Source organism: Rhodoferax ferrireducens (assembly GCF_003347515.1).
GTDB lineage: Bacteria > Pseudomonadota > Gammaproteobacteria > Burkholderiales > Burkholderiaceae_C > Rhodoferax.
In genome coordinates this window covers 1-13,426 of the sequence record NZ_QEII01000272.1, presented here as the reverse complement: position 1 = coordinate 13,426, position 13,426 = coordinate 1, and the positions used below count along the sequence as shown (strand labels likewise).

Below are 13,426 nucleotides of genomic sequence, written 5' to 3'. Positions count from 1 at the left end.
TTTCGAGTTATCCGCAAGTTAACAACATCTAAAAACTGGAGTACATCATGGGAAGAATCATCGGTATCGATCTGGGCACCACCAACAGCTGCGTGTCCATCATGGAGGGCAACACGCCCAAAGTCATCGAGAACTCTGAAGGTGCGCGCACCACGCCGTCCATCATTGCCTACCTGGAAGACGGCGAAGTACTGGTCGGCGCCTCGGCCAAGCGTCAGGCCGTGACCAATTCCAAGAACACGCTGTATGCCGTGAAACGCTTGATTGGCCGCAAGTTCGCCGAGAAGGAAGTCCAGAAAGACATCGATTTGATGCCCTATAAGATTGCCGCCGCCGACAATGGCGACGCCTGGGTGGAAGTCCGTGGTACGCGGATGGCGCCTCAACAGGTCAGCGCCGACGTGCTGCGCAAGATGAAGAAGACCGCCGAAGACTACCTCGGCGAAGAAGTGACCGAAGCCGTCATCACGGTGCCGGCTTATTTCAACGACGCACAGCGCCAGGCCACCAAAGATGCCGGCCGCATTGCCGGCCTGGATGTCAAGCGCATCATCAATGAGCCGACGGCTGCGGCCCTGGCCTTCGGCCTGGACAAAACGCATAAAGGTGACCGCAAGATCGCGGTTTATGACTTGGGTGGCGGCACATTTGACGTATCCATCATCGAGATCGCCGACGTCGACGGCGAAAAGCAGTTTGAAGTGCTGTCCACCAACGGTGACACCTTCCTGGGCGGTGAAGACTTTGACCAGCGCATCATCGACTTCATCATTGCCGAGTTCAAGAAGGAACAAGGCGTTGACCTGGGCAAAGACGTGCTCGCCCTGCAGCGCCTGAAAGAGGCAGCCGAGAAAGCCAAGATTGAGCTCTCCAGCAGCGCACAAACCGACATCAACCTGCCCTACGTGACCGCCGATGCTTCCGGTCCGAAGCACTTGAGCATCAAGCTCACGCGCGCCAAGCTCGAAGCCCTGGTGGAAGAGTTGATCGAACGCACCATTGCACCGTGCCGCACCGCCATCAAGGACGCCGGTGTGAACGTCGCTGATATTGATGACGTGATTCTGGTCGGCGGCATGACCCGCATGCCCAAAGTGCAAGAAAAGGTCAAGGAATTGTTCGGCAAAGAGCCACGCAAGGATGTGAACCCGGACGAAGCCGTCGCCGTGGGCGCTGCCATCCAGGGCCAGGTCTTGTCCGGTGACCGCAAGGACGTCTTGTTGCTCGACGTGACGCCACTGAGCCTGGGTATCGAAACCATGGGCGGTGTCATGACCAAGATGATCACCAAGAACACCACCATCCCGACCAAGTTTGCCCAGACCTTCTCGACTGCTGAAGACAATCAGCCGGCCGTGACCATCAAGGTGTTCCAGGGCGAACGCGAGATCGCTGCTGGCAACAAGATGCTGGGTGAGTTCAACCTGGAAGGCATTCCACCCTCTGCCCGTGGCACACCGCAGATCGAAGTGTCGTTCGACATCGACGCCAACGGTATTCTGCATGTGGGCGCCAAGGACAAGGGCACCGGCAAAGAGAACAAGATCACCATCAAGGCGAACACGGGCTTGACCGAAGCCGAGATCCAGCAAATGGTGAAAGATGCCGAGCTCAATGCCGCTGAGGACAAGAAGAAGCTTGAACTCGTGCAAGCCAAGAACCAGGCCGATGCCAGCCTGCACAGCGTGAAGAAGAGCCTGACCGAATACGGCGACAAGCTCGACGCGGGTGAAAAGGAAAAAATCGAAACCGCGATCAGGGATCTTGAAACCGCGCTCAAAGGCGACGACAAGGCCTCCATTGACGAAAAAAGCACGGCTCTGATGACTGTTAGCCAGAAACTGGGCGAGAAGATGTATGCCGACATGCAAGCCAAGCAGGCCGCAGAAGCGGGAGCCGGTGGCGACGCCGGTGCCGCTGGCGCACAGGACACGTCCACGCAGGCCGAGGACGACAACATCGTTGATGCGGAAGTGAAAGAAGTCAAAAAGGGTTAAGCACTTGCGCTGAACACTGTTGATACGCGCCGCGTTGAACACTCAAATGTTCAACGCGGCGTTTGTATTGAAACCGGGCACTGAAAGAAAATGGCTAAAAGAGATTACTACGAAGTTCTGGGCGTGCCCAAGAACGCCTCGGACGAGGAAATCAAAAAGGCATATCGCAAACACGCGATGAAGCACCACCCTGACCGCAATCAGGGCGACGCTTCCAAGGTGGCCGAGGAAAAATTCAAGGAGTCCAAGGAAGCCTATGAAATGCTGTCGGACCCTCAAAAACGTACGGCCTACGACCAGCACGGCTTTGCCGGTGTCGACCCGAATATGCGTGGCGCGGCCGGTCCTGGCGGTGAAGGCTATGGCGGATTTGCTGAGGCCTTCGGCGATATTTTTGGCGACATGTTTGGTCAGCAACGTGGACGACCCGGAGGTGGACGTCAGGTCTTTCGTGGCAGCGACCTGAGCTACGCCATGGAAGTGACGCTGGAAGAAGCGGCCAAGGGCAAGGATGCCCAGATTCGCATCCCCAGTTGGGACGCGTGCGACATCTGCCATGGCAGCGGCGCCAAACCCGGCACGCAAGCCAAGACCTGCGGCACCTGCACGGGCACCGGCTCGGTGCAGATGCGTCAGGGCTTTTTCAGTGTGCAGCAAACCTGTCCCACCTGCCGGGGCACCGGCAAGGTCATTCCGGAACCGTGTATGACATGCCACGGGCAAGGCAAGATCAAGAAGCAGAAAACGCTGGAAGTCAAAATTCCGGCAGGCATCGATGGCGGCATGCGCATCCGCAGCGCCGGCAACGGCGAGCCTGGCACCAATGGCGGCCCGGCGGGTGATCTGTACATCGAAATTCGCCTCAAAAAGCACGATATTTTTGAGCGCGATGGGGATGACATACATTGCTCGGTGCCCATCAGCTTCGTCACCGCCTCCCTGGGTGGCGAAATCGATGTGCCGACGCTGGCCGGCAAGGCTGCCATTGACATACCGGAAGGCACACAAACCGGCAAACAATTCAGGCTGCGAGGCAAAGGCATCAAAGGGGTGCGCGCCAGCTACCCGGGCGATCTGTACTGCCACATCGTGGTGGAAACACCGGTCAAGCTCAGCGAACATCAGCGCAAACTGCTGCGTGAACTCGACGAATCCCTGAAAAAAGGCGGTAGCAAGCATTCTCCCAGCGGGGAAACCTGGACCAATCGGTTAAAGAGTTTCTTCAGTTGATGAAAATCATGTAGCGCCTGAATAAGGGCCACCTCAAAAAATGCCGTGAAAGATTTGCTTCTTTCGCGGCATTTTTTTGTGCATAGTGGCGTCATGGCATCAACCCACCGGGAGCAAAGCGTATGAGTGTCAACATCACTTTTCTGGGCGGCACGGGCACCGTCACCGGCTCCAAATACCTGGTGCGCCATGGCAATGAGAGTCTGCTGGTGGACTGCGGCCTGTTTCAGGGCTACAAACTGCTTCGCCTGCGCAACTGGACCCCGTTGCCGATAGCGCCTGACCAGATTGATGCGGTGCTGCTGACCCACGCCCATCTCGACCACAGCGGCTATTTGCCTTTGCTGGCCAAACAGGGCTTCTCGGGCCCTGTGTACGCCACCAGCGGCACGCGCGACCTGTGCCGCATCCTGCTGCCAGACAGTGGCCATATCCAGGAAGAGGATGCTGAGTTCGCCAACCGTCACGGATTTTCCAAACACGCGCCCGCCCTGCCGTTGTATACACGCCAGGACGCACTGGATTGCCTGCCGTTGATCAAGGCGAAGGACTTCGACAAGACATTTCAGCCTATTCCGGGCTGGCGGGCCACCTTTTCTCCGGCCGGGCATATCCTGGGGGCGGCCAGCGTGCTGCTGGAGGTAGCGGGTCGGCGCATTCTGTTCTCAGGGGACCTGGGTCGCCCCGATGACCTCATCATGAATCCCCCGGCCAAGGCCCCGGTGGCGGACACGGTATTGATCGAGTCCACCTACGGCGACCGGGAGCATCCGAAGGAAGACGTGCTCGCCGAACTCGGGCCGGCTTTGAAAAAACTGGCCAAGCGTGGCGGTGTGGCCGTTGTGCCCGTGTTTGCCGTTGGCCGGGCGCAGGCCTTGCTCCACGCCATTCACCTGCTGAAAGTTCGTGGAGAGCTGCCCACGTCACTGCCGGTTTTTCTGGACAGTCCCATGGCGGTGAGCACGACCCATTTGTTTGAACACCACCAGGGCGAACACCGCTTGAGCAGCAAGGATGCGCACGCCTTGACGCACACGGCCACCATGGTCAGCAGCACTGACGAGTCACGTGCCCTGGCCAATCGGCATGGCCCGATGGTGATTCTGTCAGCCAGCGGCATGGCCACCGGCGGGCGCGTATTGCACCATCTCGCCCTTTACGCGGGCAATCACCGCAACATGATCATCCTGACCGGCTTCCAGGCCCCGGGCACGCGCGGTGCCACGCTGGCCAGTGGCGCCAAATCTATGCGTATTCACGGGCGCGATGTAGATGTCAAAGCCGAAGTTGTTCAATTGCAGTCGGCCTCAGCCCATGCCGACGCGAATCAGATTTTGGCGTGGTTACGCACCATGCCCGAGGCACCCAACCAGGTCTATGTGGTTCACGGCGAGTTGGGGCCGTCAGACGAACTGCGCAAGCGCATCAAGCACGAGTTGGGCTGGCGCGCGATGGTGCCGGAACATGGGTCGACTTGGCCCACCTGAGCCGCCTCAAAACAGATCGGCCTGCCCGGACAGCAGTGAACCGCGAAACTGGTTCACGTCCAGTTCAAGCCGTTCCCGGTTCAAACCCAGCCTGGCGCAGGTTTTCTCAAAGCGCTGGTGAATCAGCTCTGCCCACAGGCCGTGGCCCTTCATGCGCGTGGCGTAGCTGCTGTCGTAGTCCTTGCCGCCGCGCATCTCGTGTATGCGCGCCATCACCCGGGCAGCGCGCTGCGGGTAGTGCAGCGCCAGCCATTGCTGAAACAGGGGATTCACTTCCCACGGCAGACGCAGAACGGTATAAAAAGCGCTGCGTGCGCCCGCCTCGAACGCCGCCGCCAGCACCTGCTCCATGTCCTCATTGAGGAACGGAATTTGCGGCGCCACACTCACCCCCACCGGCACACCCGCCTCGGCCAGCGCGCGGATGGTGCGCAAACGCCGGTGCGGCGCGGCCGCGCGAGGCTCCAGCTTGCGCGTCAGCTCAGCATCCAGCGAAGTGATGGTGATGTAAACCGCCGCCAGGTTGCGCGCCGCCATGGGAGCCAGCAGGTCCAGATCGCGCTCCACGCCACTGCCTTTGGTCACGATGGCCAACGGCTGGTGGCAGCGCGCCATGATCTCCAGCACCTTGCGGGTGATGCGCAACTCGCGCTCAACCGGCTGGTAGCCGTCGGTCACCGTGCCCAGGGCAATCAGCCGGGGCACATAGCTGCGTGCGGACAACTCGCGCGCCAGCACTTCAGCCAGATTGCGCTTGGCGATGATTTTGGACTCAAAGTCCAGACCGGGCGAGAGGTTCAGATAGCTGTGCGTGGGCCGCGCATAGCAGTAAACGCAGCCGTGCTCGCAACCCCGGTACGGATTCAGACCGTAGTCAAAGTGAATGTCGGGCGAGTCGTTTCGGCTGATGGCACTCTTGATGTCTTCAAAAGTGACCTCCGTGACCAAGGGCACAGGCCCATCGGGCGTGGAGGCCTGCAGCGTGCCCCAACCATCATCAAACGCAACGCGCTCGACCGATTCAAAGCGATGCGCCATGCGCGTGGCCGCACCCCGGCCCTTAATCGCGTGGACGGGAATTGTGGTTTCGATCATACGAAAACGGCCCGCATTTGCATGTGCAAGATCGGTAACCGTAATTGAGAAAACGCAACCCTTCAAGGCCCACATTCCTGGCACTGACGCTATAGTAAAAACACCGAATGCGCTCCCGCAATTGTTCCGTCAGGCGGGTGAATTGCAACGGAGAGAGGTCGGGTTTCATGGTTAACTTATAACTGTATAAATAACCAGTCTACTCGATCAATAAATCGGCTGCAAGCCATTTTCAGGAGGATTTCATGATCAGATTGAACCTCGGTGAAGAGAGTAAAGCTCTGTTTTTGAGCATTGCATTGCGTTGGCCAGCACCACAGGACGGCACAGCATGAACACGCGCCGCACGCTTCTTCTTGGGGTCGTCTCGATACTGACCTCAGCGATTGGGGTTCATGCGCAACCGTCTTCCGTCGCGACGGAAGTGGAACTGCAAGATGTGCTGCGCGACTTCGAGGGAACCTGGAATCTTCACGACACCAAGGCGTGGTCGTCTTTCCTGACTGAGGACGCGTGGGTCACCCAGGCCTGGGATTCCTATGGTCGTCAAAAAGGTCGGGATAGCGCGGTGACCTTGTTCAACTCCAACTTTCTGGACTCAGACCTGAGCTTGACCGTTATCCGGATTCGGCCCATGGCGGACGGCACGGCCACCGTTGCCATGCGTGTGGTCACCTCCTACTTGCCCAAGACCAACGGCAACTACCGGGTCGTGTTTGAGGACGAACCGGCTATCAGTCGATGGAGAAAGGAGAATGGTGTCTGGAAAATGTTCTTCTTCACCACTGACAAAGGTTGGGCTCTCGATCAGTTGAAGAAAGACGGGTTTGATTAGGCGGCCACATCAGCGAAATCCCAGACCTTATTTGCCCGGCACGACCGTTTCGCGTTCGCGCAAGACACCTCCACTGGCGGCACTGCCTTCGACACGGCCCTCGCCGCGCATGCGCGCTTCGCAATCGGTGCGATCGTCACCTTGGTGGACGCTACAGCGTCGCAGCGCGTTCTGTTGTTGCTCGTCTGGGCGCGCCGCGTTCAGGCCGTTGCGCTTGGCTTCGGCCAGGGCATTTTGTGCTTCCCGGCGGCAGGTGGCTGCGTCCTGGTTGGACTGACCACTGTTGCACACCGCCATGTCTTGCCGATAGCGCGCCTGGGCTTCGGTCAAGGCGCCGGCGCTGGCCGCCAGCGTAACGGTGGCGCCTATCAGGGTGCCCGCTGCGACAAGGGCAAGATTGCGAAACAATAGTGAAATAGTGGTCATGCTGACTCCTTTGCGTAAGGCCAAAGACTAAAACATAAGGCATTCACCGTCTGTGCGCCCGCGCACCGAGGATGCTCGTCACAAACCGATAATCACGGGAGCGCTTAAACCACCTTGCCCCAGGACAGCACTGCACCATGAAAATACCACGCCGCCATACTGAACGTCACCGCACTGACCGCGTCGGCTGGCTGCGCGCCGCCGTGCTAGGCGCCAACGACGGCCTTGTCTCAACCGCCAGTCTGGTCGTCGGCGTAGCGGCTGCCAGTGCCAGCCACGGCAGCATTTTGGTGACCGGCATCGCGGGGCTGGTGGCGGGTGCCATGTCGATGGCGGCAGGCGAATATGTCTCGGTCCATTCGCAGGCCGATACCGAATCCGCCGACCTGTCGCGTGAGCGCGCCGAACTCGCATTTGACCCGGCTGCGGAACGGCGTGAGTTGGCCACCATCTACATGGCACGCGGGCTTGAGCCCGACCTGGCGCAGCAGGTGGCCGAACAACTGATGAAACATGACGCCCTCGGTGCCCATGCACGCGATGAGCTCGGCATCTCCGAGACGCTCAGTGCGCGGCCGGTCCAGGCCGCGCTGGCATCGGCCGCCAGTTTCGCGATTGGGGCGGCACTGCCGCTGGCCGTCACAGCCTTGGCGCCGGAGATGGGTCTGATTGCCTGGGTGTCCGGCACTTCACTGCTCTTCCTCGCCTTGTTGGGCGCCCTGGCCGCCCGGGTCGGTGGCGCCGGCGTTTTGTTGGGTGCCTGGCGGGTCAGCTTCTGGGGTGCGCTGGCGATGGCGATCACTGCAGGTGTGGGTGCACTGTTTGGTGCAGTCGTTTGATGGCACAACAACTCACAAGTGAAGCGAAAATAGCGCCATGAATACGCCGGAATCTACGATCTACGACGGCACTTGCACTTGCCGTTTTGTACGCTTCCGAATGAGCACAAAGCCCCTGTTCGTGCATTGCTGCCATTGCCGTTGGTGCCAGCGGGAAACTGGGGCCTCGTTCGCGCTGAACGCGATGATCGAAGCTGATCGCGTTCAGCTGTTGCAAGGCGACGTTGAGATCGTCAACACGCCGTCCCTCAGTGGCAAAGGGCAGAAGATTTCGCGCTGTCCTCAATGCCGAATCGCTGTCTGGAGCAATTACGCTGGCGCTGGTGACGCGATTCGCTTTGTTCGCGTAGGAACGCTTGATGAACCCGACCGTCTACCACCCGACATCCACATCTTCACGGCCTCCAAGCAGCCCTGGGTCGTGCTCGGGCCGGACATTCCGGCAGTTGAGGCGTACTACAAGGCCTCGCAGATGTGGCCTGCCGACAGCCTGGCGCGCCGTGCACAAATATCAAAATGACTGAATTCCTGACCGCCGCCTTTTACAAGTTCGTTGAACTGCCCGACTTCGAGGCGCTCAAAGCGCCCTTGCTGGCCTGTTGCGAAGAGAACGAAGTTAAAGGCATTATTCTGCTGGCAACCGAGGGCATCAACAGCACGATCGCCGGGCCGGCGGAAGGCGTGCGGGCCGTACTGGCCTACCTGCGGCGTGATCCGCGCCTGGCCGACCTGCAACACAAGGAGGCCTGGTCCAGCAAATCGCCGTTTTACCGGATGAAGGTGCGCCTCAAGCGTGAGATCGTCACCTTGGGCGTGCCGGGCATCAGCCCGACCCTGATGGCGGGCACCTATGTCAAACCGGAAGACTGGAACGCGCTGATCAGCGACCCCGGGGTGGTGGTGATCGACACACGCAACGATTACGAGGTCGGCATCGGCACGTTTGTCGGTGCCGTGAACCCGGACATCAAGAGTTTTGCGAAGCTGCCCGACTGGGTGCAGCAAGCGCCGGCCCTGAACCCCGTTTCTGGCAAAAAGCCCAAGGTGGCCATGTTTTGCACGGGCGGCATCCGTTGCGAAAAATCCACGGCCTATCTGCGTGCGCAAGGCTTTGACGAGGTTTATCACCTCGAAGGCGGCATCCTGAAATACCTGGAGACGGTGCCGGAGACACAGAGTCTCTGGCAGGGCCAGTGTTTTGTGTTTGACGAGCGCGTGTCGGTGGGCCACGGCTTGATCCCTGGGCAGCACGGTCTGTGCCGCGCCTGCCGGCAACCGCTGGATGATGCCAACCTCGCGTCGCCTCTGTTTGAGGCCGGCGTGAGCTGCCCCAAATGCCATGCCACGACCCGCGAAACGCAAAAAAACAGCGCGCGCGAACGCCAGCGCCAGTGGGAGCTGGCCAAGGCCCGGGATCAAGACCACATTGGCGCGCGGCTGCCGCTGCCGAAATCTTCATAGGCTGTGGCACACCGGCTTGGGCATCACGCCCTGAAGCAGACACCCCCGCTATGACGTCTTCGCCCTACCCTGTTCTTTATTCCTTTCGCCGCTGTCCCTATGCGATGCGTGCGCGCTTGGCCCTAGCGGTCAGCGGTCAGGTCTGCGAATTGCGGGAAGTAGTGCTGGCCCACAAGCCGGCGGCCCTGCTGCAAGCCTCCGCCAAGGGCACCGTGCCGGTGCTGATTGACACCCATGGACAAGTCATCGACCAGAGCCTGGACATCATGCTGTGGGCCTTGCGCCGCCATGATCCCCGGCAGTGGCTGGGCACCAAAGGCGTGGCGCTGGAGCAGATCCTGGCCCTCATCGCCCCATGTGACGGTGAATTCAAGTTCCATCTGGACCGCTACAAATACCCCAATCGCTTTGGTCTCAGCGACGCGTCTGTCCCCCGGGAGCAAGGCGCTCATTATTTAAGCGCGCTCAATAGCCGGCTGCTGGCGCACGCCCATTTGACGGGCAAGTCCGAGAGCCTGGCCGACATGGCCATCGCCCCTTTTGTACGCCAGTTCGCCCACACCGACCCGGTCTGGTTTGCCGCCCAAGCCTGGCCAGCACTGCAGGCCTGGCTCGCGGCGTTTGAACACTCGCCGGCCTACCAGCAGGTCATGGCGAAATATGCCCCGTGGATGCCGGACCAGTCACCCGTGCTTTTTCCAGATCTGCTTTAACTATCATATAGATAGCTGCCTGCGCATATTCCACGCGGGCTACAGCTCAATTAGGCATAATTTTTTGCTAACAATCGTTGCCGTGCGCTGGCGTACTCGCGCTTGAGCTGGGCCACGAAGTCGGCCGTGCTCTGAACCTTGTCGACCGCGCCAATGCCCTGGCCGCAGCCCCAGATGTCTTTCCAGGCTTTGGACTTGTCGCCGCCGAAATTCATTTTGCTGGGGTCGCTGACCGGCAGATTGTCCGGGTCCATGCCCGCGTTGCGGATGCTGGGCGCCAGGTAGTTGCCGTGCACGCCGGTGAAGAGGTTGCTATAGACGATGTCGTCCGAGTTGCTGTCCACAATCGCCTGCTTGTAGGCCTCGGCCGCCCGCGCTTCTTCGGTGGCGATGAAGGCGGAGCCAATGTACGCAAAGTCAGCGCCCATGGCCTGCGCGGCCAGCACGGCGTCGCCGGAGGAAATGGAACCGCTCAAGACCAGCGGCCCGTCAAACCATTGGCGAATTTCCTGGATCAACGCGAACGGGCTCTTCACGCCGGCGTGGCCTCCGGCCCCCGCAGCCACGGCGATCAATCCGTCGGCGCCCTTCTCGATCGCCTTGTGGGCGTGCTTGTTGTTGATGACGTCATGCAGCACCACGCCCCCATAGGAATGCGCGGCGGCATTGATGTCTTCGCGCGCACCCAAGCTGGTGATGATGATCGGCACTTTGTACTTGGCGCACATGGCCATGTCATGTTCCAGCCGGTCGTTGCTTTTGTGCACGATCTGGTTGATGGCGAAGGGCGCAGCCGGCTTGTCCGGGTTGGCCTTGTTGTACGCGGCCAGCGCCTCGGTGATTTCTATCAACCAGTCTTCCAGCTGCGCCGCCGGGCGGGCGTTGAGCGAAGGCATGGCGCCCACCACCCCGGCAATGCACTGGGCGATCACCAGCGTGGGGTTGCTGATGATGAACAGTGGCGAGCCGATGACGGGAAAAGGCAGGTTGTTAAGAGGCGCGGGCAGCTTGGACATGGAGTCTCCGATATGTATCTGATTATTATTAGCCAAATAGGCCTCTAGCCCTTGTCAACCGGGCGACAGTAGCTATTAGATAAATAGCAAATCAGAAGGCATCCAGCGCCAGCGCGGTCACGCTCTCGGCGCCTTCCACAATGGCGTCGCGCATGCCAGGCGCCTTGGTCAGCAGATGGTCGGCATAAAAGCGTGCCGTGCTGATCTTGGCTTTCATGAACGGTACATCCACGCCTTGGGCCAGCTCTTCCTGCGCCACCAGCAGCGAGCGGGCCAGCTGCCAGCCGGCCATCAGATTGCCGCCCAGCATGAGGTAAGGCACGCTGCCGGCAAACACGGCGTTGGGCTGGGACTTGGTGTTGGCCGCCACAAAGTTCACCACATCGAGGAAGGCTTCGCGTGCCGCCTTGAGGCGCTTGGCCACGGCCACGGCGTCGGCGCTGCCGCTGTGGATCAGCTGGGCCTCGGTCGCCTCAATCTGCGCTGCCAGTGCCTTGGCGGTTTGCCCGCCGTCACGCGCCGTCTTGCGCCCGACCAGGTCATTGGCCTGGATGGCGGTGGTGCCCTCATAAATCGTGAGAATCTTGGCGTCGCGGTAATACTGGGCCGCCCCGGTTTCTTCGATATAGCCCATGCCGCCGTGCACCTGCACGCCGAGCGAGGTGACTTCCAGGCTCATTTCGGTGCTGTAGCCCTTGATCAGCGGCACCATGAATTCATAAAACGCCAGGTTTTGCTTGCGCACGTCCGCGTCAGCATGATGGTGTGACGCGTCGTAAGCGGCGGCGGCCACCGTGGCCATGGCGCGGCAACCCTGGACGTAGGCGCGCATGGTCATCAGCATGCGCTTGACGTCAGGGTGGTGAATGATGGCGGCGCTGCTGGAAAAAGACCCATCCACCGGGCGGCTTTGCACGCGCTCCTTGGCGAAGCTCGCGGCCTTTTGGTAAGCCCGCTCAGCAATCGCAATGCCTTGCACGCCGACACCAAAGCGGGCGGCGTTCATCATGATGAACATGTATTCCAGGCCGCGGTTTTCTTCGCCCACCAGATAGCCCGCAGCGCCGCCATGGTCGCCAAACTGCAGCACGGCGGTCGGGCTGGCCTTGATGCCCATCTTGTGCTCGATGCTGACGCAATGCACGTCGTTGCGAGCGCCCAGGGTGCCATCGGGGTTGACCATGAACTTGGGCACGACAAACAGGCTGATGCCCTTCACGCCTTCCGGCGCACCGGTGACGCGGGCCAGCACCAGATGGACGATGTTCTCGGCCATGTCGTGCTCGCCCCAGGTGATGAATATCTTGGTGCCAAACACCTTGTAACTGCCGTCCGCCTGGGGCTCTGCCCGGCTGCGCACGGCGGCCAGGTCGCTGCCGGCCTGGGGCTCGGTCAGGTTCATGGTGCCGGTCCACTTGCCGCTCACCAGGTTTTCAAGGTAAGTGGCTTTGAGCGCGTCGGAGCCGGCCGTCAGCAGCGCTTCAATGGCGCCGTCGGTCAGCAAGGGGCACAGGGCAAAACTCATGTTGGCCGAGTTTTGCATTTCGCCGACTGCCGAGCCAATGGTCTTGGGCAAACCTTGGCCGCCAAAGTCGACCGGGTGTTGCAGGCCTTGCCAACCCCCTTGCGCAAACTGCTGGAAAGCCTCCTTGAAACCCGGGGTGGCGGTCACGACGCCATCTTTCCAGCTGGAGGGGTTCTTGTCGCCCTCCCAGTTCAGTGGACTCAACACGCCTTGTGTGAACTTGGCGGCTTCTTCCAGCACGGCTTGCGCCGTCTCGAAACCGGCGTCTTCGAAGCCTGGCAGCTGCGCCACCTGCTCAATATCAGCGAGATATTTGATATTGAAAAGCATGTCATTGAGGGGGGCAACGTAGCTCATGTCGAGTCTCCGAAAGGGTGAGGGAAAGTGCGCGGGTCGAATTGTTCAAACGTGGCGCGAAAAAAAAGGGCATCGCAAGCGATGCCCTATTGATGCCTGGCTTACAGGGCTGCAACCAGTTCAGGCACGGCCACGAACAGATCCGCTTCCAGCCCGTAGTCGGCCACCGAGAAGATCGGCGCCTCCGGGTCCTTGTTGATCGCCACGATGACCTTGGAGTCCTTCATGCCGGCCAGATGCTGGATGGCGCCGCTGATGCCGACCGCCACATACAACTGGGGCGCGACGATCTTGCCGGTCTGGCCGACTTGCCAGTCATTCGGCGCGTAGCCCGCGTCCACGGCGGCGCGCGAAGCCCCCATGGCGGCGCCGAGCTTGTCGGCCAGCGGCGTCATGATTTCCATGAACTTGTCGTGTGAACCCAGGGCCCGGCCACCGGAGACGA

13 protein-coding genes are annotated in these 13,426 nt (G+C 60.4%); 8 read left to right on the top strand and 5 right to left on the bottom strand.

Features of this window, described 5'->3' with window-relative positions; all coding sequences use genetic code 11:
* Positions 1-47 precede the first annotated feature (47 nt).
* The 3 genes from dnaK (at position 48) to C5P05_RS12985 (ending at position 4,714) form a co-directional block, all read left to right on the top strand.
* Positions 48-1,997, top strand: a complete 1,950-nt coding sequence (gene dnaK, locus C5P05_RS12995; protein ID WP_114970276.1) for a molecular chaperone DnaK — start codon at positions 48-50, stop codon at positions 1,995-1,997.
* A gap of 90 nt (positions 1,998-2,087) precedes the next feature.
* Complete coding sequence (dnaJ, locus tag C5P05_RS12990; protein WP_114970275.1) at positions 2,088-3,227, top strand: molecular chaperone DnaJ; 1,140 nt, start codon at positions 2,088-2,090, stop codon at positions 3,225-3,227.
* A gap of 122 nt (positions 3,228-3,349) precedes the next feature.
* Positions 3,350-4,714 (top strand): MBL fold metallo-hydrolase, encoded by a 1,365-nt coding sequence (locus C5P05_RS12985; RefSeq protein ID WP_114970274.1) that lies wholly within the window; start codon positions 3,350-3,352, stop codon positions 4,712-4,714.
* Positions 4,715-4,720: 6 nt separating this feature from the next.
* On the opposite strand, the gene C5P05_RS12980 is transcribed toward C5P05_RS12985, so the two are convergent.
* Entirely contained in the window at positions 4,721-5,809 is a 1,089-nt protein-coding gene (locus tag C5P05_RS12980) for a PA0069 family radical SAM protein (protein WP_114970273.1), read from the bottom strand.
* A 331-nt stretch (positions 5,810-6,140) separates the two neighbouring features.
* Between C5P05_RS12980 and C5P05_RS12975 the strand changes: the two genes are divergently transcribed.
* Positions 6,141-6,644 (top strand): nuclear transport factor 2 family protein, encoded by a 504-nt coding sequence (locus tag C5P05_RS12975; protein ID WP_114970272.1) that lies wholly within the window; start codon positions 6,141-6,143, stop codon positions 6,642-6,644.
* Positions 6,645-6,671: 27 nt separating this feature from the next.
* On the opposite strand, the gene C5P05_RS12970 is transcribed toward C5P05_RS12975, so the two are convergent.
* Positions 6,672-7,070 carry a hypothetical protein gene (locus C5P05_RS12970; RefSeq protein WP_114970271.1) on the bottom strand — a complete coding sequence of 133 codons (399 nt, stop codon included), beginning with the start codon at positions 7,068-7,070 and terminating at the stop codon, positions 6,672-6,674.
* A 137-nt stretch (positions 7,071-7,207) separates the two neighbouring features.
* On the opposite strand from C5P05_RS12970, the gene C5P05_RS12965 reads away from it, so the two are divergent.
* From C5P05_RS12965 to C5P05_RS12950, 4 genes are read left to right on the top strand one after another with little or no spacing between them, the layout of a single operon-like run.
* Positions 7,208-7,909 (top strand): VIT1/CCC1 transporter family protein, encoded by a 702-nt coding sequence (locus tag C5P05_RS12965; RefSeq protein ID WP_114970270.1) that lies wholly within the window; start codon positions 7,208-7,210, stop codon positions 7,907-7,909.
* Between the two features lie 37 nt (positions 7,910-7,946).
* Positions 7,947-8,429: a GFA family protein gene (locus C5P05_RS12960; RefSeq protein WP_114970269.1), complete on the top strand. Its 483-nt coding sequence runs from the start codon at positions 7,947-7,949 to the stop codon at positions 8,427-8,429.
* A complete protein-coding gene (locus C5P05_RS12955; protein ID WP_114970268.1) occupies positions 8,426-9,370 on the top strand; it encodes a rhodanese-related sulfurtransferase in 945 nt (314 codons plus the stop codon). Before C5P05_RS12960 ends, C5P05_RS12955 begins: the two co-directional genes overlap by 4 nt.
* Positions 9,371-9,420: 50 nt before the next feature.
* Complete coding sequence (locus C5P05_RS12950; RefSeq protein ID WP_114970267.1) at positions 9,421-10,083, top strand: glutathione S-transferase; 663 nt, start codon at positions 9,421-9,423, stop codon at positions 10,081-10,083.
* Positions 10,084-10,133: 50 nt separating this feature from the next.
* Here the strand turns inward: C5P05_RS12950 and C5P05_RS12945 are convergent, their stop codons facing one another.
* The 3 genes from C5P05_RS12945 to C5P05_RS12935 all read right to left on the bottom strand — a co-directional run.
* Positions 10,134-11,099 carry an NAD(P)H-dependent flavin oxidoreductase gene (locus C5P05_RS12945; protein ID WP_114970266.1) on the bottom strand — a complete coding sequence of 322 codons (966 nt, stop codon included), beginning with the start codon at positions 11,097-11,099 and terminating at the stop codon, positions 10,134-10,136.
* 91 nt (positions 11,100-11,190) lie between these two features.
* Positions 11,191-12,981, bottom strand: a complete 1,791-nt coding sequence (locus C5P05_RS12940) for an acyl-CoA dehydrogenase (RefSeq protein ID WP_114970265.1) — start codon at positions 12,979-12,981, stop codon at positions 11,191-11,193.
* Between the two features lie 101 nt (positions 12,982-13,082).
* Positions 13,083-13,426: electron transfer flavoprotein subunit alpha/FixB family protein (locus tag C5P05_RS12935; protein ID WP_198674713.1), on the bottom strand; the 344-nt coding region annotated here is incomplete at its 5' end.